This is a genomic window from Psychrobacter sp. NG254, assembly GCF_015277735.1.
In the GTDB taxonomy this organism is placed as follows: Bacteria; Pseudomonadota; Gammaproteobacteria; order Pseudomonadales; family Moraxellaceae; genus Psychrobacter.
Genome location: NZ_JADHDA010000006.1, coordinates 21,500 through 41,424 on the forward strand (window position 1 = coordinate 21,500; position 19,925 = coordinate 41,424).

Genomic DNA, 19,925 nt, shown 5'->3' on the forward strand with positions numbered 1-19,925 from the left:
AGTATTTAAGCGGCCCTTTTATTTTGTCTGGCTTTTCTGTGCTACAAGATAAGTATCAATGGCTTTTTATAAGAGTCGCAAGGATAGTCTTGTACTTCTGAGTAAATCGCGTCATTATCATTTTATTATATGCTGGATTGAGTAACGGTGATGTTATATCTATTGGTAACCCAATTGGGTTGGCTGGCTTTTACGATTTTGTTAATCGTTGTAGTCGGACTATACACTCGGATCAATCGGAAAATTTGGCAACTGCGCCGCGATGTGACCGACCTACAGACCAAACTTGAGCAGCAAAAAGATAGTAACCGTCACTTGGCTAACAAGAGCCTTGATACTAGTGATGAGGCTACTGAAAAGCGTATCACTAATAATGCAGCTTTCAATACAGAAGAGTCAGCAACCGCTACGTGGCCACCATTACCGCCAACGGTTCCTTCTACCTCAGACCTAACAGCAAACTTGACAGAAACGCCTGTATCCAACACTGCTGATAACACATCTTTAGATAATAAAACTTTAGACAATTCAAATTTAATCAAAAATAAAACGCCCATCACATCTATTCAACCGGATGAGCGCTCGCTACCTATCGTCACCTCGCTATTCCACTCTGTTAAAAACTGGTTTTTCGGTGGAAATTTAGTGGTGCGAGTCGGCGTGTTGGTACTGCTAGTCGGCGTGGTATTACTGCTGCGCTTACTCAGTGAATATATCGAGATTTCGATTGCATCAAAACTCATAGCGGTCGGTATCACAGGGTTAGCATTGGCAGCGCTTGGATTAAAGCTGACCGCAAAACGTTTCTCCTATGGGATTACTTTACAAGGCGCAGGTCTAGCTATTGCGTACTTGAGCACCTTTTTTGCATACAGCATTTATGAAATCATTCCGAGTTTACCGAGCTTTATCGGGCTTGGGTTATTGTCCGCTATTACCATTGCGCTCGCCGTCCGTCAGAACGCTTTCCCTTTAGCCTTACTGTCATTATCCGGCGGTTTCTTTGCGCCGATCTTGACCAGTGAAGACACTGGCAGCTTGGTCGCTTTGTTCAGCTATTATCTATTACTAAACGTCACCATTGCCATTATTGGTCATTACCGCCCATGGAAAATATTGAATTTATTCGGTGTGACGGTAACCTTTGGCTTGGCCTACTACTGGGGCATCAGTGAGAATTTAACCGCCATCATTGAGACACAGCGTTGGTCATTGGTGTTGCTCGTTGCTTTACATTTAATGTTGTATCTCTTTGTCGTGATTCGCTATGCACAACAAATCATTGCCTATAACACGCTCAATGAAAAAGACCTCAGCCATACCGATAGCGCAAATGACATAGAGCATTTAAACGAAGTCCATGTGGGCAATAGCACGTATCTATTTCCCATTGATACTGGCTTACTATTTTCAGTACCCCTACTGGCTTTCGGCTTATTTTCTGCTCTATTAGAGGATATTCCTCATGCCTTGACTATCGTTAGTGCGGTTTTAGGCGCGATTTATCTTGGGCTAGGCTGGCTATTTATCCAACGTAGCCAGCGATATGCCTTAATCAATGAGGGCATGTTGGCGTTAGGGTTTGGATTTTTGGCTTTAGTGATTCCGTTGGCACTCGATGCAGAGTGGATTGCCTTTGGCTGGTCGGTACAAGGATTGGCCTTAGCATGGTTTGGACGACGCTCACTGCGCGCGTGGTCGGTATTTTTCGGTGTGTTATTGCAGCTCATCAGTGTCGTCATGTTGATGGCTACCATCGTATTCTCTAGCAATGACTATCCAATTTTAGCCTTGAGTATTTCAGCCATTGCTTATCTAGCCACCGTATTTATCTTGCGCGCTAGCAACTCGCCAGCGATGTTGAACGACCAATTGGATGCCGACTTAAATGCAAACTCAGACAGTCATTTAGCACATGCTAAAGAAAAAAACACCACATCAGACTCAATCACGACATACGCCAGTGCATTGGGTATCAGTGACCAAGCCGCGCAGCAGTGGCTGACTTCGGTCAATAGCCAAAGCAAAGTGTTTGGCCTCGTTTGGCGCAGCCCTAGATTGATATGGTGTCTGACCTTGACGGCTGTGGTATGGATGCTGCAAGTCCTAGTACTTGATTTGAGTCACTGGTTTGAGATTTGGCAGCTCGATACGATGACGATTGCATTGGCTGCACTGGTGAGTCTTGCTATCTATTGGAGTATCAACCGCTATCAGCCATGGGCAGAAACCAAACAGCTAAGTCATGGGTTGCTATTATTGTTTTATCTGATGCTAGTACTACAATTACCACAGAAGTTTGAGCTGAATCTATTATGGTCATCAGCAGAATGGCTGGTGTTTGCCAGTTTACTCATTGGTTGGCTCACGGTTGGACAACTGTGGTTAAAGGTCTGGCACGACGATGCCAATCTATCGCGCTATGATGGTACGAGTTGGCTGGGCGCTGGCATTTTAGTCATTGCGGCGGTGGCACATTATGGTCTGCCCGCCTCTGCTGGCGTGATGGCTATTTTGAGTCCAACCATTTTAATACTAGCAGGATTGTGGTGTGGTTATCGTTATGGCAACTATCGTCAGACAGACACATCAATCAGTGAAACTTCAGCGCATGGATTGCTGTACTGGTTTGATTGGCAACAGGCATTATTAAGCTGCACCACTATCTTTGCACCGATTGCTTTAGTGTGGGTTGTTCTTACTAATTGGTCTTACGATGGTGTAATTTGGGACATGTCATATTTCCCAATACTGAATTTATATGACATGACCTCAGGGTTAGCGCTATTGGTTGGCTTTAGTATTTATTACCTGAATCAGCAGTATCATAACGAGCAGCCAAGCCAAGAAAGCACAGTAATTAAAAAGAATATCCAGAAAATTTTCACTACTAATAATTTATTGATTATTTTAGGTCTTATTAGCTTTTGGCTGATATCCAGCATACTTATCAGAACGCTCCATGCCTTTATTGACACACCATTATGGAACAGTGCTCAGGGCGGCGCATGGCAAAGCGAGCAAGTGCAGACTGGACTGACCATGTTGTGGACGCTCCTTGCCTTGGTCGCCACTATCATCGCTAGCCGCTACTGGCAGCGCGCTCTTTGGTTTATGGGTATTGGGCTGTTAGGCGTCGTCGTCCTTAAACTGGTGTTAGTCGATTTGTCACAGACTGAAGCGATTTGGCGAGTCATATCTTTCCTTGGCGCAGGTAGTTTGATTCTGCTCATTGGTTATTTGGCACCACTACCACCCTCGCACGATGAAATAACGGATAAGACCTAATCATGACCTGACCACGACCTCACATGATGGTTAAGTGAAATTGTGGCGTGAGCAATGTGGTTCTGTAGTAAACTGAGCACCATTAGAAAGTAAACGTTGATTGTTTTACTTTTAGCATTTTTTATAAAAGGTTATGAAAGCAGATGGATAAGAGAGCAAGTATTCAGTGGTTCCCTGGGCATATGAACAAAGCCCGTAACGAAATCAAAGAAATCATGCCACAGATGGATTTGGTCATCGAGGTCATCGATGCGCGCATTCCTTATAGTAGTGAAAACCCAATGGTCGCGGCATTGCGTGGCGAAAAACCTGTCATCAAAATCCTGAACAAAGCTGATCTTGCCGATCCAGAGTTGACCCAAATATGGATGGATTATCTCGAGCAACAAAGCGGTGTCAGAGCCATTGCTTGCGATACTGAGAAGGCCAACGATGTAAAACGCATCATCGCCATCTGCAAACAACTCGTTCCTAATAAAGTCGGTACGGGTCGTCAAATCAAAGCCATGATTATGGGTATTCCAAACGTTGGTAAATCAACATTGATTAACACCTTAGCAGGGCGCGCTGTCGCAAGAACAGGTGATGAACCTGCCGTGACCAAATCGCAGCAGCTGATCAAGCTGGACGATGACATCATGCTCTATGACACGCCTGGTATGCTATGGCCAAAAGTTGAAAACGAAAACTCTGGCTATCGTCTCGCAGCGACTGGCGGTATTCGTGATACGGCTTTTGACTTCGCGGATGTAGCCAGTTACACCGCTGAGTACTTAATGCATGCTTATCCTGAGCTGCTAAAAAACCGTTATAAAATTGAAGAATTACCAAAGACCGATTGGCAGTTTTTTGAAGTGGCTGGACGTAATCGCGGCTGTGTACGTTCGGGCAATCAAGTCGATACATACCGCATGTCTGAGATTCTAGTTAATGAGCTGCGTAGCGCTAAAATCGGACGTATTACGCTTGAGACACCAGCCATGACGGAAGCTGAAGAAATCGTGGTCGCCAAACAGCGTGTCACAGCTGAAGAAAAGAAAAAGGCCAAAGAAGAAGAGAAACGCTTACGTCGTTTGAAAACGCGGAAGAATCGTAAGTAAAACGTTCACTAAGATATTTCGTAGGGTGCGCCTAGCGCACCTGTTGTATTTTTCTTAAACACCTCTCACACACCTAAAAACATGCTTAGATTTACTTGGCAAACAACAGAGTCAATTGCCATTTTATCCAATAATATCTACAACAAAGCTCACCTATCTGCATCTTGTATCAATCACATTACACCCCATAAATAACCATAACTTCAAACTTTATATCCCTGTTTAATTTACAAGGAATACACTTGCCTACTCAATTTTCTCAATCACCTACTGCTCTTGACTCCTTCGCCCCACGCCTTCTCGATTGGTTTGCTGAAAACGGTCGCCATGATTTGCCATGGCAACAGCACCAGACCGACACACCCAATCCTTATATCGTTTGGTTGTCCGAAGTCATGCTACAGCAAACGCAAGTGACCACTGTGCTGCCCTACTTTGCACGGTTTATGGCATCGTTTCCGACAGTGCAGGATTTGGCAGCAGCAGATTGGGATACTGTAGCGGAGCATTGGGCAGGACTGGGCTATTATGCACGCGCGCGTAATCTGCATAAAGGTGCCAAGCAGTTGGTTGAAGTCATCGATGAAACGGGCGAGTTTCCGCAGACACTCGCAGGATGGGAAGCGATTTCAGGGGTCGGGCCATCGACCGCTGGCGCTATTATGGCAATGGGCTTGCACCATTATGGCGTCATCTGCGATGGTAACGTCAAACGAGTTATCACCCGTTGGGCGGCAATTGACGGTGACATTACCAAGTCTGCTACGACTAAAGATCTGTGGGCACTGGCGGAACGATTAACACCGACAGAAAACTCAGGACTATTTGCGCAAGCCATGATGGATATGGGCGCAACTTTATGTACCCGTAGCAAACCTGCCTGCCTATTATGCCCATTGAAAGAAGATTGCCTAGCGCATGCGCAAGGACGCGAGACTGATTATCCAGTCAAAGCAAAAAAGCAGCCCAAACCCAGTAAGTTTAGTAATGCGTTATTGGTTAAAGATGCTAGTGGCAACATTCTATGGCTACAGCGTCCTGATAATGGTATTTGGGGTGGACTATGGAGCTTACCATTGCAGTTCGTAGAGAAAATTGAGGGTAAAGCTGTTGGCAGCACTGCGAAAAAAACAGACGCTAACGATGATAGACCGTCAGATATGACAAATGACGTACGTAGTAATGAAAAAGTATATGAGGCAGAATTTACCACCGCTGAGCAAATCATCAATGAGTGGCTGACAAAAAATAAATTAGTAACAGCGCCTATCAGCAAGACTTTGCTCGATGAAGCACCTATTAAGCACTCTCTGACGCATTTTCATTGGTATTTGACCCCGCAATCAGTGACGTTAAATACCAAGCAAACTGCCGAAATCACCAAAGCACTGCAGGCTGCCGATATTAATATTAACTGGTTAAATGCTGACGATGCTCAAGCAAAACTTGGATTGCCACGAGCGATGGTTAAAATTTTAGAATAATCATACAATCGATGCCTCCACACCAATCATGGTCAGACCAATTGCTTAAAGCTAACCTCGTCTGCCATAAAAAAAGCGACTCACTATCAATAGTGAGTCGCTTTTTATGATTATAACTCAGATATAGCAGGCTAAGACTTTGGCACACGCAAGCGCATCAGGCCTTCTTGTTGTACCGTGGCGACCAGCTTACCATCTTGCCAAAACTGTCCGTGGTTTAGCCCTTTCGCATTGGATGTCGTGTCACTCCACATGTCGTACAACATCCATTCGTTCAAATCAAAATCACGGTGAAAGTGCATTGAGTGATCGATGCTCGCCGCTTGTAGACCACTGGTCATAAAGCTAACACCATGTGACATCAGTCCTGTACCTACTAAGTAAAAATCAGAAGAGAACGCTAGCAGTGCCTGCTGAATCGCCACCGGTTGATTGCCCAACTCGCGGATACGTAGCCAGTTTGCCTGCTTGGGTTTCATAGGTTCTGGGCTGATAGGGTTACGCGGTTTGACCGGTTTGATCTCCACATGACGGCGACGCATAAACCTTGACTTTAATGCTTCTGGTACTTTGCCCACATTTTCTTCTTTTAAATCTTGTTCAGTCAGTAGATCCTCTGGTGGTGGATAGACCGGCATGTCTTCTTGATACTCAAGCCCCTCCTCCATCGGTGAAAATGAGGCAATCATCGAAAATATCACTTGCTCAACAGGTGGCTTACCACGCACTTCTTTGTACTGAATCGCGGTCACTTCACGTGCAGACAGACTACGACCATCGCGCAATCGACGCACTTGGTATATGACAGGCTGGTTGATATCGCCGCCGCGCAAAAAATACCCATGCAGTGAGTGACAAGGCTTGTCTTTATCTAATGTATGCGCCGCTGCCATAATCGCTTGTGCCAGCACTTGCCCACCAAATATCCGACTGCCCACATAGTCATGGCTTTTACCCTCAAAGACATCGGGGGTAACCTCAATAAGTGCGATAGTAGCCAGCAGCTCATCGATCAGTTGCGAATTATTGGACATGACGATATGTTTCCTTATTTTTATCAAAAACGCTTGGCACCTATAATTATCAATGCCAGATAGCTGATGTGTTTGAATCTAAAATAATGTGAGATCACTTGCTAAAATATACAAGAGAGACTGTTTGTAAGCCGCATCACCTAAGCGATGACAAGCCCTCTAGAGAGCAGCGCTATCGCGCTATGGTCAAAGAAGTCTAAAACGGGTACAAGGCCGCCGACTGCAGATTGTACAAACAGTACATCTAGGGAGGCTAACGCCGTAGCCGTTTAGTAGTTCTCTGACTAGAAATATTTATTATCAATATAAAAGGTAAACATCTTACCCAATATCGATGGCTTTGACTAGCTACTGCACACCTACTCATAAGTATTGCTTTGCAATTTCCGCTCAACAAGCGATGAGCAATCAGTGGGCAAACGTGGTCTCAATCACAAAAAAACGAGATGTCTAATAACATCTCGTTTCTATATTCATCTGAATACTTATATAGTCAAAGAAATTTAAAATTGCTATAAGGCAGTCGACTGCAGATTGTACAAATAGGAAGACTAACACCGTAGCAGTTTAGTCGTTCTCTGACTATAGCATGATGCTTAAGGCTTGACTGCTACCAGTACACGGATAGAGTCCGGTACGAGTGATAAGTTGCCAAGCGCTTGCTCGCCTTGCGCTTTTAATTGCTCTAAGCGCTCAATCTCTTCGGGGCGTACGTTTGGATTGATGGTTTGTAGATGTTTTAGGCGTTTGATTTCGCGTGACCACTGCTGACTAAAACGTGCGCTTGCTTGCTCACCAATCTCAGCGATCTGCTGACGTGCGATGTTTTCAGCTTCATAATAACGCTGCTCAATCACATCGCCGCGCACTTTAATCACTTGGCGAGCTCTGTTTTTGTCCAAGCGCTCAATGTGCGGCATGATCATCTCAGCGCTGATACGAGCAGACAAATCACTGCCCTGCTCACTGATAAACACCCGAATGTTTTGTGTGGTCAATGTCGCTGGCAGGTTGAGCAATCTTGGTGCGATCGCCTCTACGCGGAAGTTCACCTCTAGCAGTACCATGCCTTGCGGGACGGCAGCACTCTTAAGCATAGCAACTGTGGTATTACCAAAGGTGCTGGTACTTGCCAGCTCGTAGATAGCACGCATCAATGGATGCTCGTGCGTGATAAATTCAATGTCTTCACGTTGTAGCGCTTGGTCACGCTCAAAGGTCAACGTCATGCCATCTTCGTCACCCAGTGGCAAGCCATCGATATAATCACTAATTTCAGTGCTGTCAATCGGTGCGATAACCCACGAGCCATCGCGCTGGATATTGTGATCGATATTGGCAGAAGCAAAGAAGCGCTCAATGAAATGCGGCAGTAAATTATTGCCATCAAAGTCACGCATAGCATCAGCGATACGGCCAGCGACACGCGGACGGCATGAGTTGTACTCTAGCAGACGATCACGGCCCGCTTGTAGCTGAGCCTCTAGTCCCAATCGCGTTTGTAGTGCTTCATCGATGATACCTTGCAAGATACTGCGATTGTCCGCTGTGTCCGCACCTTCTAGCATTGGCTTTAGGTCTTGAATATACTGCTCTTGTACGCTCTGCGCTGTTGGAGAAATCTGATTGAACATATTCAGCGCATTGTGATACCACTGATACAGACGCTCTTGCGCCGTGCCTTGTACATAAGGCACATGCAGCATGATCTGCTGCGTCTGACCGATACGATCTAGACGACCAATACGCTGCTCTAGCGTATCTGGGTTGGCAGGCAGATCCCACAATATCAACTGGCTTGCAAACTGGAAGTTACGACCTTCTGAACCAATCTCTGAGCATAACAATATCTGCGCGCCTTCGCTATCAGCAAAGAATGCCGCTGCTTGGTCACGCTCAAGCAAAGTCATTTGCTCAGTAAAGATAGCCGTCTTGATACCAGCATGCAGACGCAATACGGCTTCTAAGCTCTCAACCGTCGCACCACTACGGGCAATCAGTAGTACTTTTTTATGCTTGAGCTCACCGCGTAAGATATCAATCAACCAAGAGACACGAGGATCATCTTCTAACCAGCCGCCATCAGGTTGATTCTCTTCGCCCCATAGCTGCTCACGCAGTTTACCAGTGGTCTGATAGCTGCCTACCCATGCCTCAGGTAATGGCAATGGATACGGCTGACTGCTACGACCATGGAAGCCTTTGACACTCTCACGCGTGTTACGGAACAAAATACGGCCCGTACCATGACGGTCTAATAGTTCATTGAGTGCATGCGTTCGCAGTTTTTCGTCATCGTTAATGGCTGCTAACTCATCAATACTGATATCTAGCAAGCTACTCAAAGCAGCGATTTTCCCTTCACTGACTGGCTTGTCTTCTATCAGCACACCAGCGACAGCAGCGGTTTCAGCAAATGCTGCTTGTCCGTCGATAAACTCATCTAAATCATCAAAACGATCTGGATCAAGCAAGCGCAAACGCGCAAAGTGACTTTGAGCGCCCAATTGTTCAGGTGTCGCCGTCAATAGCATCACGCCAGGGGTTTCTTCAGCGAAATCTGCGATTAGGTCATATTTGTCGTTGCCACCTTGTGCCTCATCCCAATGCAGATGATGCGCTTCATCAACGACCAATAGATCAAACCCTGCATCCATCGCTTGATCGTACAAATCTGGATGATCAATTAATAAATCCATACCAGCGATGATACATTGCTCAGTGGCAAAGACATTTTGCTCAGGATCATGTTCTTTGATAGCAGCCGTACGCACCAAATCAAACAGCGCAAAGTTCAGGTTAAAACGACGACGCAGCTCAATCATCCACTGGTATTGCAAACTATCTGGCACCAGAATGAGAACGCGCTCAGCTTTACCGGTCAATAGCTGCTGATGGATAATCATGCCCGCTTCGATGGTTTTACCCAACCCCACTTCGTCAGCGAGTAATACGCGCGGCGCGATACGTTTGCCGACTTCATGTGCGATATATAGCTGATGCTCGATGATATCGACACGCGCACCCATCATGCCTTTTAGTGGATGACCTGCTAGCGCAGCCTGCATACGCAAGATATCTTGACGCAGCTCATACCAATCACCGCGCTCAATACGACCAGCCAGCAGGCGCTCAAGCGGCTTGGCAAGCGTGATATTAGCGGCAAGGCGTGTCTCCATGATACCGCGCTCGTGCTCATCGACGCCATATTTGAGCACACCCATCACTTCATCGACGGCATTGACGACATAGCTTTTGCCATCTTGATCATAAATGCTGTCACCCACCTTGAACACCACGCGCGATAGCGGCGCAGAGTTCTTGGCATAGACGCGCGTCTCTTCACTTTGCGGAAATAAAATATGCACACATCGATCATCGACATCGATGACCACACCCAAGCCAAGCTCAGACTCCGTATCAGATAAATAACGTTGGCCAACGGCGAATTCAGTACTGTGCAATGAAGCAATAGAGATAGTCATAAGGCGATGTCTTTTGTACTCAGATAATAAAAAATTAGATACCAATAGTGGCTTATGATAGCGATTAGGGGACTATGAATGCAGATTATCAACGAACTTAAAAGCACTCTTAGAAAAACCAATCGCCACGCGCAGCCATTATATAACGTTAGCGGCTAGATGAGTGCGTTAAGTTGACTTTTCAAGTGGTCAATTTTGATAGATTGGGAGGCTTGTGATATGAATTTAGGCAGTATTTACTTGGCACTGTATTTTAGAGAGGTGCTGCGGGTGAATATAATCTATTCAAGTTCAAGCTAGGATCAATGTGTTGAGATAGGTCTGTGGCTGGCATCACCCTTTCACACATTCAGTGGATTACTTTTTGCTTAAAAAGACCAACGTGCTACATTAAGCCGATACTCATTCATAAGACAACTATTCGTCAGACCATCATCGATATGACAACAATAAATAAGGAGCAATCATGCAGGCTGTTTTTTTAGATAAAGGTACATTCTCTGAGGGTATTGACTTGCCAGCACCAGAGGGTGTGAGCAATTACATTACTTATAACGATACCCCTAAAGACACCGCTGTCATTATTAAGCGCTGCCGTGACGCGGATATCATCATTACTAATAAAGTTCAAATCAGTGCAGATGTGATTAGCCAACTACCCAAGCTCAAGCTTATCCAACTGACGGCTACTGGCATGAACAATGTCGATCAAGATGCTTGTCATGAGCACGGTGTTGCGCTCTACAATGTCGCAGGCTATGCGGTCAAAAGCGTGCCCGAACATACCTTTATGCTCATGCTAAACTCAATGCGTGCAGGCATCCATTACCATCAAAAAGTTGCTGATGGCTCATGGCTGGCAAACGGTAATTTTTGTCTGCTTGATATTCCGCTGATAGATTTGGAAGACAAAACACTGGGCATCATTGGTATCGGCACGATTGGCAAACGCGTGACCGAAATCGCCCGCGCCTTTGGCATGACAGTATTATGGGCAGAGCATCAAGGTCGTGCGCCGCGCAGCGATGACTATACTGCGTTTGATGACGTGCTGGCACAAGCTGATGTGCTCAGTCTGCATTGTCCTTTGACCGAACAAACCGAGCATTTGATTAATAAAGACACCTTGGCAAAAATGACGAAACAACCACTCATCGTCAACGTCGCGCGCGGCGGTATCGTCGATAGCCAGGCATTAACTGACGCGATTAATAATGAGCAAATCATAGGCTATGCCAGCGATGTGTTTGAACAAGAGCCCATCGCAGCCGACGACCCTTTATTGACGATGTCTAATCACCCTCGCGTCATCTTTAGTCCGCACAACGCTTGGGGCAGCAAAAGCGCGCAAGAGACTCTGTGGGTGATGCTAAGCAAGCAAGTTGCTGACTTTATTGACAATCACCATTGATAGTGGCTTTTAATAATCAACAAGCTACTAACGACTAAAATGTAGCCAATCGTCTTTTATTTTGCGATATTTCAGCATGATACGGTCACTTAGGTAGTTATTGGTCACGTGCCAAGGGTAGCGATCGCCTTGCTTTGGCAGCGCATCTTTGGCACGATTGACATATCCTGATGACAGCGAGCCCATGACAGTATCTTCCTGTGCATGTGCTTTATCGTTCGCCGTTTGTGCTTGTGGTAGTACTACTTGGTAGCGATGCTGGTGCATGTAGCTAAGTAGCCTGAGCACATACTGGCACGCCAAATCGATTTTTAGCGTCCATGAGGCATTGGTATAACCGAACAGCACTGCCATGTTGGGCACATTTTCAACCATGACGGCTTTATACGTCATACGAGTCCCGATATCGACCGCTTGACCATCGATATAGACAGCAGCGCCGCCTAACATCTGTAGTTTTAGCCCTGTCGCCGTCACAATGATATCTGCATCAAGATGCTGGCCAGATTTTAGTAGGATACCCGTCTTAGTAAAGTGATTGATCTGATCTGTCACCACCGCTGCACGTTTTCCCTGAAAGGCTTTAAACATATCACTGTCTGGTACTGCGCAGACGCGTTGATCCCACGGATTATAATCTGGCAAAAAGTGCTTAATATCAATCCCGCTACCTTTCAGCTCTTTTTTCACCCCTCCCTTTAGTACGGCTTTCATCACTTTTGGGGCATAAATGGCAACTTTATACAGCCCTTGTTGTATTAAGACGTTGCGTGTACGCAGTACGGTATAAGCCTGCGCTTTTGATAAAGGGGAAAACTTACCTGATAACCAGTCAATCGCATAGTCATCGCCCGGCACGCTCGCTACATAAGTGGGCGTACGCTGGAGCATGGTGACATGCCGCGCGCATTGTTCTGCGTCTTCATCTACTAGCGCAGGTAGCAACGTCATCGCAGTGGCACCGCTGCCAATGATGACAACTTTTTTGTCTTGGTACTCTAGATTATCCCAATGCTGCGGATGGACGATACGACCTTTAAAATCCTCTTCTGCATCAAACGTTGGTCGATACCCTTGTTCATAGTCATAATAGCCGGTCGCACCTACCACAAACTTAGCGGTTTTAATAAATATGTCACCGCTAGCATGGTCTTTGATGGTCGCTGACCACTGCTGATCGTCACTCGACCATGAGAGCTGCTGCACCTCATGCTGGTAGCGAATGTGCTCAGTCACTTTGAATTCACGTGCCGTGTCTGCAATATAGCGTTTGATATCACTGCCTTTTGCCAACATTCTGTAATCTAACCACGGTCGAAAATTGTAGCCAAAAGTCAAAGCATCAGAGTCAGATCGAATACCAGGGTATGTGAATAAATCCCAGGTTCCGCCCAAATCAGCACGTTTTTCGAATATGGCAAAGCGCTGAGGATTCTTTTGCTGATGGGTCAATTTTTTCTTTTTTTGATGTTTTGAGCTTTTATGACCGAATAAGTCTTTATGCTGTTGCTGCTGTAAACGGCACGCCATGCCAATACCCGCGATGCCCGCACCGATAATCATTACTTCATAATCAGCTGGCGCGGTCGACTTTTGGCTTTTACGTCTAAAACGATTTCTCATGGCCTGTTTGGTGGTTGTGATATCAAGCATACTTTCATCCTTGTGTTTGCATGACTGGTGCTACATAGCGAACATGTTTTTCGTAAAATGTGCGGCGGATAGTTGCTATCCATTACACGCTTTATCCAATGCTTATAGTCAGTAATTGGTCATCACTTTGCCACTACTATTTACAACCCTTGAGTCAACATTGCATACATCAGGGATGCCACGTTTTAAAACTGGCAAGGTATTAGAACGGACACGGGCTTTCCCAGTCCATCCAAGCACCCAGTACCGGATGCTTGAGACGTAATTGCTGTGCATGTAGATTGAGCCTTGATGCTATCTCTAATGCCGCACCTTCAGCATAGATCGGATCACCAATCATCACATGATCGACATGTACCATATGGACACGCAGCTGATGGCTACGGCCTGTGACGGGTTTTAGCATCACTCTTGTGACTGTATGACCCTCACAGGTTTCATGGGCCAGTACTTCATACAGCGTCAGTGCATGCTTTGACCAATCGTGATCGACGATGTGACGAGGCTTGGTCGCAGGTTCATAGCGCACTGGCACTGATATTTTGCCAGTTGCACCAACCTGCTCCCACTGGCCAAAGACACGCGCTTGATATTTTTTTTGCGGTAAACGCTCAATGAACTGCTTACTAATATGAGTCTGTGCGGCGGCATTTTTTGCAAAAATAAGCAGTCCTGAGGTATCCATATCTAGGCGATGAATCAGTTTGACGGCTGGATTGGCGCGCTCAAGGCGCGAAAGCAAACTCACCTTTAGCGTTTTTCCATCGACACTCAATAGTCCCGCAGGCTTATCAACCACCCAAATGTCGTCATCTTCGTAGACCGTGATCGCTTGGGCAAACTCCCTAAAAAACTCAATGGGGTAAGCATTTTCTTGGGTATTCAGAGCATTGACTGCTTCATCAGTGAAAGACATAACATTAACTACTTATATAAATTGGGTGTGATGTGAGGGTTTTGACCGCGGTATTATAACCATTCCACTATAAAAGTATTACAGCGTTAACCTCGCTTGAAGTATCAAATATACATCTACACTCGGTTGCCTTGTACTACTTTTAAATTGAATCGACTATATAGTGCTTTGATTTATTGTACTCATGGCAATTGTTAAACAATTTAACCAGCCTGCATCTGTCAAGATTGAACAAACATGTTAATATAATGGCACATTTTCACCACTTCCAAATAATTCTTTAATCACATATCAGCTTATTATTAGACCAATATTTAGGTTGCTATGCGGTGATAGAAATAATAAAACAAGAGAGATAACATTATGTCAGACCTTATTTTACATACCACCGATGCCGACTTTGACAAAGACGTACTAGAGTCAGATGTGCCTGTATTGGTAGATTTTTGGGCAGCATGGTGTGGCCCTTGTAAAGCCATTGCTCCTATTTTAGAAGATCTTGCCTCTGAGTACCAAGGCAAAGTTAAAATTGTCAAAGTTGATGTGGATAGCAACCCACAAGCGGCCAGCCGTTTTGGTATCCGTAACATCCCAACGCTATTTGTCTTTAAAGATGGCGAAAAAGTTGACTCAGTCATGGGTCTTCAGCCAAAAGCTGAATTGGCCAAAGTATTGGACAAGCATGTATAAGTCTTCTTTTCGCGACAGACTATTCTGCGTGTAAAGTAGCATCCATCAAAAAGCCATTATCTAATGAAGATAGTGGCTTTTTTGCTTGTTTTTTGTGCAAAAAGCTTGATTCTATGACTTTTTTGGCAAAATTTATTGACAACGCTATTGTGAAGACCGTATAGTCTGCTGACAAGAGAAAACCAACTGTTTTTCTAAGTATCTTGTCGCTATTCTCCTCGTGTTTATCAACAAAAACACAACCGTCATTATAAACACCATTGCTGAACAAAATGACTGAACGCAATTACTGATATTGAGTTTTTGACGCAGACCCTTATGTAGCCTTTTTTATCTCTATTTCTTATGACATTGCCTCGCATGATGGCAACGCGTACATAAGCAAACGTGCAAGACCAAAACTACATAAACTCCAGTGCTGTCTACCTCATCTATCATTCTATTACCGTTATTTTAATCACTGTCCTGACTTGTGCTGCTAATGGCATCTATCATCTGATCAATTGCTAATGACCTATCTATGAATCTTACTGAATTAAAGAAAAAATCAATCGCTGAGCTATTGGCTATCGCCAAAGAAATGGGTCTTGATAATATGGCGCGTAGCCGTAAGCAAGACATCATCTTTGCTATTCTAAAAACCCATGCCCGTAACGGTGAAGCCATCTATGGTGACGGCGTTCTTGAGGTTCTACCGGATGGATTTGGCTTTTTGCGTTCATCAGAAGGCTCTTATTTGGCAGGCCCTGATGACATTTACGTCAGCCCTAGCCAAATTCGCCGCTTTAGCCTCAAAACGGGTGACAGTATCGCTGGTACGATTCGTCCGCCAAAAGATTCTGAGCGTTATTTTGCGTTATTAAAAGTCGGTGAAATTAACTTTGATACGCCAGATCGCTCACGTCATAAGCTTATCTTTGAGAACTTGACCCCCCTATTCCCAACTGAGCATTTAAAACTTGAGCTGGGCAATGGCACCACCGAAGACTTGACCGGCCGTATCATCGATCTGATTGCTCCGATTGGTAAAGGTCAACGCTCTATTATCGTCGCACCGCCAAAAGCGGGTAAAACGATGCTGCTACAGACCATCGCCCAGTCAATTACCCGTAACAATCCTGAGTGTTATCTCATCGTACTATTGATCGATGAGCGCCCAGAAGAAGTGACCGAGATGGTCCGTACCGTACGCGGTGAAGTGGTTGCCTCTACCTTTGATGAGCCGCCGCAGCGTCACGTACAAGTGGCTGAGATGGTCATCGAAAAAGCCAAGCGCTTGGTTGAACACAAGCAAGACGTGGTCATCTTACTTGACTCCATCACTCGTCTAGCACGTGCTTATAACACGGTCATACCCTCGTCAGGCAAAGTCTTAACAGGTGGTTTGGATGCCAATGCGCTTGAGCGTCCAAAACGCTTCTTCGGTGCTGCTCGTAACGTCGAAGAAGGTGGTAGCTTGACCATTATTGCCAGTGCGCTTATCGATACTGGTAGTAAAATGGACAGCGTTATCTTTGAAGAGTTCAAGGGAACGGGTAACCAAGAGATTACGCTTGAGCGTGATTTGGCTGAAAAACGTGTCTTCCCTGCAATCAACATCAAAAAATCTGGCACTCGCCGCGAGGAGCGTCTGCTTGATGAAGATAAACTGCGTAAAGTATGGATTTTACGCAAACTCCTTCAGCCGATGGATGGTGTGCAAGCCACTGAGTTCTTGTTGGATCGCTTAAAAGAAGCGAAAACCAATGATGAATTCTTTGAACAAATGAAGCGTAAATCACAAAACTAATTTTCGATTAGCTTGTCAGACGTATTTAGCTTTGATTCAATATAAAGACCACCAATAGGTGGTCTTTATATTGATGAGAGTGAAATATTCATTGTCTAATGATCAAAAAATTTATTATTCAGTATAAGCCACAAGTACTACCGATGACACAGTGTGGCAACATCGCTTACACCTTGTTTGCAAAGATTAGCGTTTTTACTACGACCCTGTAGTCAGTAAACGATTATGATGATAGGTGGTAGGAATACACTTGAAAATAATCTAGATGCCTTACTTTAAGGGTCTAATATTTTAAACTTGATGAATCTATAGGTAATCATATGAAATTTGCTAAAACAATCGCAATGACGGCAATCACTAGTTCTGCTCTTATCATGGGCGGCTGTGCAACTAATGGCTATAACAGTGGTTTGAGCAACACTGCTAAAGGTGCTGCTGTCGGCGCAGCTGCTGGTGCAGTTCTTAAAAGTAATGGCGATAGTAAAGATATCGCTCGTGGTGCACTTGGTGGTGCTGCTGTAGGTGGTGCTGGTGCTTATATTCTTGACCAAACTCGCTAATTGATTTTATCAAGGTTTACTTTTACCTTGATAAAATATTAGCCAAAACAAAAAAGCCTGCAATTGATTGCAGGCTTTTTTGTTTTGGCTCGTTGGCTAAAAGTAAATATTCTTATTACAAGTCACCACAATATACTTATAACGCACCGCTAAAGGTATCACAAGACTGCACATTACCACTCTCTAAACCACGCGTGAACCATTCGACACGCTGTTGGCTGGTACCATGGGTAAAGTTGTCAGGTACGACTGCCCCGCCGCCTGCTTTTGCTAAGCGATCATCACCGATTTGACCCGCTGCATTTACGGCTTCATCGATATCACCTGCTTCCAAGAACTGTACACGTTCTTGATTGCGCTGTGCCCATACGCCAGCAAAACAATCCGCCTGTAATTCTTGCAATACTGACAGCTTATTGGCTTCTGAACGCGAGACTTGTCTACTGGCCTCACTAACCTGTTGAGAGATACCCAATAGCGTCTGTACATGGTGACCAACCTCATGCGCGATGACATAAGCTTGCGCAAAATCACCTGCTTTACCTTGGTTCTCTTGGTCACCAGAACCTTGCTGATCGCCTGAAATCCCAAGTTTCTGACGCATTTCTACAAAAAAGGACGTATCTAGATAAACAGTCTGATCCCCTGGACAATAAAAAGGACCTGTTGCAGCACTCGCACTGCCACAAGCCGAGCTGACTTGTCCATTAAACAGAATCAATGACGGCTCTTGATAAGTGCTGCCTGCTTCATTAAATATTTGATGCCAGACCGCCTCCGTGTCAGCCAATACGACTTTTACAAACTGCGTGTCTCGATCGGTACTGGTCGCAGGTTCAGTAGATGTCCCACTATTACCGCCACCTGTGACCGCTTGTCCTGTCTGTAACGCCGTCATTGGGTTGACCCCAAATACCAACCATAAAATACCTGCGATGATAATACCGCCAATACCCCCACCCAATACTTTACCGCCACCTTTACTCGAGCGGACGTTAGAGCTGCCCTGTCTGCCTTGCCATTTCATAACTGTATTCCTCAAACATACGATAGTCTGCTATTCGTATTGATCCTAATTGATTTTATGTGATATCCATATTGTGTCGAGCTTTTTTTGATTGAATGCTCTTTTTAATGTAACACGCTTCTTAATAAAGTATTTAACGCAGCTTTTCGTTTTGATACATTGGTCTAATATCGAAAAAGCAAGCTATTTTAGAATATTTAAAATAGCTCTTAATATTTTGACTCACTCACTTACCATTAATTGGACTACTTACCTCTGATTCTGTCTATAGGAGTATCAAAAATAGCCAAATAACACGTCGTAAGGATACCTATATAATTGATCTCATATGTACCGATGTCATTGATTATACGTCGATTAATTGCGTTTTTTGTATTAAAAATACTATCAAACAGACAAAGTAAAATATTATTTTAAATATTATTGTTACTTAATTGTACAGCCTATTTCTATTTACATAGAAAACCTATAGAATGCGTGGAAGCTGAGTAGCTGTGACTAATCCTAGTTGAATTTTGAGAAATCTCGAAGTTCAATTTGTCGTTGCTGCTACTGCTCATTTCATTTTTCCGGAGAAAACCTTATGAAACTTAAATTACTTGCTCTAGCTGGTATCATGACTGCAACTATGGGCCTAACTGCCTGTGACAGCAACAAAGAAAACGCTGCTGAAGATTTATCTGACGCACAAGAAGAAGTGCAAGACGCATCTGCAGAACTTGACGATGCTGCTGCTGAAGGCGAAATGACTGCTGACGCTGATGCTGCTGTTGCCGGCGCTGAAGCTGATATCGCTGATGCACAAGCTGCAACTGCTACTGACGAAATGGACGCTGAAGTTCCTGTAGACGGTACTACTACTAGCGTAGACGTAGCTAGCGAAACTGATACAGCTGCTGTTGAAGCATCTGACGAAGTTGTAGTTGAAGAAGCTAAGTAATTCTATTGTTTATACAATAGATCTACTATAGTAAAAAAGAGAGCTTATGCTCTCTTTTTTTATGCCTAAAATTTGTGTCATTTGAGATAACTGCTGAGATTAACTTTACGTTATCTTATGCAGACAGCCATAAGCTAGAAAATATCGATATGTAGACGTGTACTAGATATCTTATGAGTTGTATGTAAAAACCCATAAGACATTCATCTTATCACTATGCCAGCATCAATTAAGCCTCGAACAGACGCTCATCTACCTTTTGACGGAACTTCTGTCCCGTTTTAAAAGTCACTACTCTACGTGCAGATACTGCCACTGGTTCGCCCGTCTTTGGGTTACGGCCAGGACGGCTATTTTTGTCTTTAAGCTCAAAGTTGCCAAAGCCTGAAAGCTTGACCTCTTTGCCGTCAATCAAACTCTCTGACAATTCATCGAAAAAGTTCTCTACCAGACAGCGACCTTCTTGGCGCGTTAGGTTTAGGTGACTCATTAAATGCTCAATCATGTCAGATTTGGTTAAGGTGCTCACAGTACGACTCCTATGCTAT

The 19,925-nt window shown here is 44.7% G+C and carries 14 protein-coding genes; 8 read left to right on the top strand and 6 right to left on the bottom strand.

The window, feature by feature from the left end:
* Positions 1-150: 150 nt before the first annotated feature.
* From IP510_RS11360 to mutY, 3 genes are all read left to right on the top strand, one after another.
* A complete protein-coding gene (locus tag IP510_RS11360) occupies positions 151-3,288 on the top strand; it encodes a DUF2339 domain-containing protein (protein WP_194365087.1) in 3,138 nt (1,045 codons plus the stop codon).
* A gap of 143 nt (positions 3,289-3,431) precedes the next feature.
* The gene (gene ylqF / locus IP510_RS11365; RefSeq protein WP_194364971.1) at positions 3,432-4,388 is read left to right on the top strand and encodes a ribosome biogenesis GTPase YlqF; all 957 of its coding nucleotides are present in this window, start codon (positions 3,432-3,434) and stop codon (positions 4,386-4,388) included.
* Positions 4,389-4,630: 242 nt separating this feature from the next.
* On the top strand, positions 4,631-5,872 hold the full coding sequence (gene mutY, locus IP510_RS11370) for an A/G-specific adenine glycosylase (protein WP_194364972.1): 1,242 nt from the start codon (positions 4,631-4,633) through the stop codon (positions 5,870-5,872).
* A 131-nt stretch (positions 5,873-6,003) separates the two neighbouring features.
* On the opposite strand, the gene IP510_RS11375 is transcribed toward mutY, so the two are convergent.
* The gene (locus IP510_RS11375; RefSeq protein ID WP_194364973.1) at positions 6,004-6,906 is read right to left on the bottom strand and encodes an acyl-CoA thioesterase; all 903 of its coding nucleotides are present in this window, start codon (positions 6,904-6,906) and stop codon (positions 6,004-6,006) included.
* Between the two features lie 596 nt (positions 6,907-7,502).
* A complete protein-coding gene (gene rapA, locus IP510_RS11380) occupies positions 7,503-10,391 on the bottom strand; it encodes an RNA polymerase-associated protein RapA (protein WP_194364974.1) in 2,889 nt (962 codons plus the stop codon).
* Positions 10,392-10,857: 466 nt separating this feature from the next.
* On the opposite strand from rapA, the gene IP510_RS11385 reads away from it, so the two are divergent.
* Positions 10,858-11,802 (top strand): NAD(P)-dependent oxidoreductase, encoded by a 945-nt coding sequence (locus IP510_RS11385; RefSeq protein WP_194364975.1) that lies wholly within the window; start codon positions 10,858-10,860, stop codon positions 11,800-11,802.
* Positions 11,803-11,829: 27 nt separating this feature from the next.
* On the opposite strand, the gene IP510_RS11390 is transcribed toward IP510_RS11385, so the two are convergent.
* Positions 11,830-13,425 carry a flavin-containing monooxygenase gene (locus IP510_RS11390; RefSeq protein ID WP_413786488.1) on the bottom strand — a complete coding sequence of 532 codons (1,596 nt, stop codon included), beginning with the start codon at positions 13,423-13,425 and terminating at the stop codon, positions 11,830-11,832.
* Positions 13,426-13,657: 232 nt separating this feature from the next.
* Positions 13,658-14,371 carry an RluA family pseudouridine synthase gene (locus IP510_RS11395; RefSeq protein ID WP_194364977.1) on the bottom strand — a complete coding sequence of 238 codons (714 nt, stop codon included), beginning with the start codon at positions 14,369-14,371 and terminating at the stop codon, positions 13,658-13,660.
* Positions 14,372-14,734: 363 nt separating this feature from the next.
* On the opposite strand from IP510_RS11395, the gene trxA reads away from it, so the two are divergent.
* The 3 genes from trxA (at position 14,735) to IP510_RS11410 (ending at position 17,410) form a co-directional block, all read left to right on the top strand.
* Complete coding sequence (gene trxA / locus IP510_RS11400; RefSeq protein WP_194364978.1) at positions 14,735-15,061, top strand: thioredoxin; 327 nt, start codon at positions 14,735-14,737, stop codon at positions 15,059-15,061.
* Positions 15,062-15,581: 520 nt separating this feature from the next.
* A complete protein-coding gene (gene rho / locus IP510_RS11405; RefSeq protein ID WP_055125334.1) occupies positions 15,582-16,850 on the top strand; it encodes a transcription termination factor Rho in 1,269 nt (422 codons plus the stop codon).
* Positions 16,851-17,170: 320 nt separating this feature from the next.
* Positions 17,171-17,410: a hypothetical protein gene (locus IP510_RS11410; protein ID WP_194364979.1), complete on the top strand. Its 240-nt coding sequence runs from the start codon at positions 17,171-17,173 to the stop codon at positions 17,408-17,410.
* Positions 17,411-17,546: 136 nt separating this feature from the next.
* On the opposite strand, the gene IP510_RS11415 is transcribed toward IP510_RS11410, so the two are convergent.
* Positions 17,547-18,437, bottom strand: a complete 891-nt coding sequence (locus IP510_RS11415; protein WP_194364980.1) for a neutral zinc metallopeptidase — start codon at positions 18,435-18,437, stop codon at positions 17,547-17,549.
* 583 nt (positions 18,438-19,020) lie between these two features.
* Between IP510_RS11415 and IP510_RS11420 the strand changes: the two genes are divergently transcribed.
* Positions 19,021-19,377: a hypothetical protein gene (locus IP510_RS11420; RefSeq protein WP_194364981.1), complete on the top strand. Its 357-nt coding sequence runs from the start codon at positions 19,021-19,023 to the stop codon at positions 19,375-19,377.
* 229 nt (positions 19,378-19,606) lie between these two features.
* Here the strand turns inward: IP510_RS11420 and IP510_RS11425 are convergent, their stop codons facing one another.
* Positions 19,607-19,906 (bottom strand): integration host factor subunit alpha, encoded by a 300-nt coding sequence (locus IP510_RS11425; RefSeq protein ID WP_194364982.1) that lies wholly within the window; start codon positions 19,904-19,906, stop codon positions 19,607-19,609.
* Between the last annotated feature and the right edge of the window lie 19 nt (positions 19,907-19,925).

Bases quoted from the DNA above. Each gene is read 5' to 3' on its own strand.
- IP510_RS11360 (WP_194365087.1), top strand. From the start codon at position 151: ATGTTATATCTATTGGTAACCCAATTGGGTTGGCTGGCTTTTACGATT.
- ylqF (WP_194364971.1), top strand. From the start codon at position 3,432: ATGGATAAGAGAGCAAGTATTCAGTGGTTCCCTGGGCATATGAACAAA.
- IP510_RS11375 (WP_194364973.1), bottom strand. From the start codon at position 6,906: ATGTCCAATAATTCGCAACTGATCGATGAGCTGCTGGCTACTATCGCA.
- rapA (WP_194364974.1), bottom strand. From the start codon at position 10,391: ATGACTATCTCTATTGCTTCATTGCACAGTACTGAATTCGCCGTTGGC.
- IP510_RS11385 (WP_194364975.1), top strand. From the start codon at position 10,858: ATGCAGGCTGTTTTTTTAGATAAAGGTACATTCTCTGAGGGTATTGAC.
- IP510_RS11390 (WP_413786488.1), bottom strand. From the start codon at position 13,425: ATGAGAAATCGTTTTAGACGTAAAAGCCAAAAGTCGACCGCGCCAGCT.
- IP510_RS11395 (WP_194364977.1), bottom strand. From the start codon at position 14,371: ATGTCTTTCACTGATGAAGCAGTCAATGCTCTGAATACCCAAGAAAAT.
- trxA (WP_194364978.1), top strand. From the start codon at position 14,735: ATGTCAGACCTTATTTTACATACCACCGATGCCGACTTTGACAAAGAC.
- rho (WP_055125334.1), top strand. From the start codon at position 15,582: ATGAATCTTACTGAATTAAAGAAAAAATCAATCGCTGAGCTATTGGCT.
- IP510_RS11410 (WP_194364979.1), top strand. From the start codon at position 17,171: ATGAAATTTGCTAAAACAATCGCAATGACGGCAATCACTAGTTCTGCT.
- IP510_RS11415 (WP_194364980.1), bottom strand. From the start codon at position 18,437: ATGAAATGGCAAGGCAGACAGGGCAGCTCTAACGTCCGCTCGAGTAAA.
- IP510_RS11420 (WP_194364981.1), top strand. From the start codon at position 19,021: ATGAAACTTAAATTACTTGCTCTAGCTGGTATCATGACTGCAACTATG.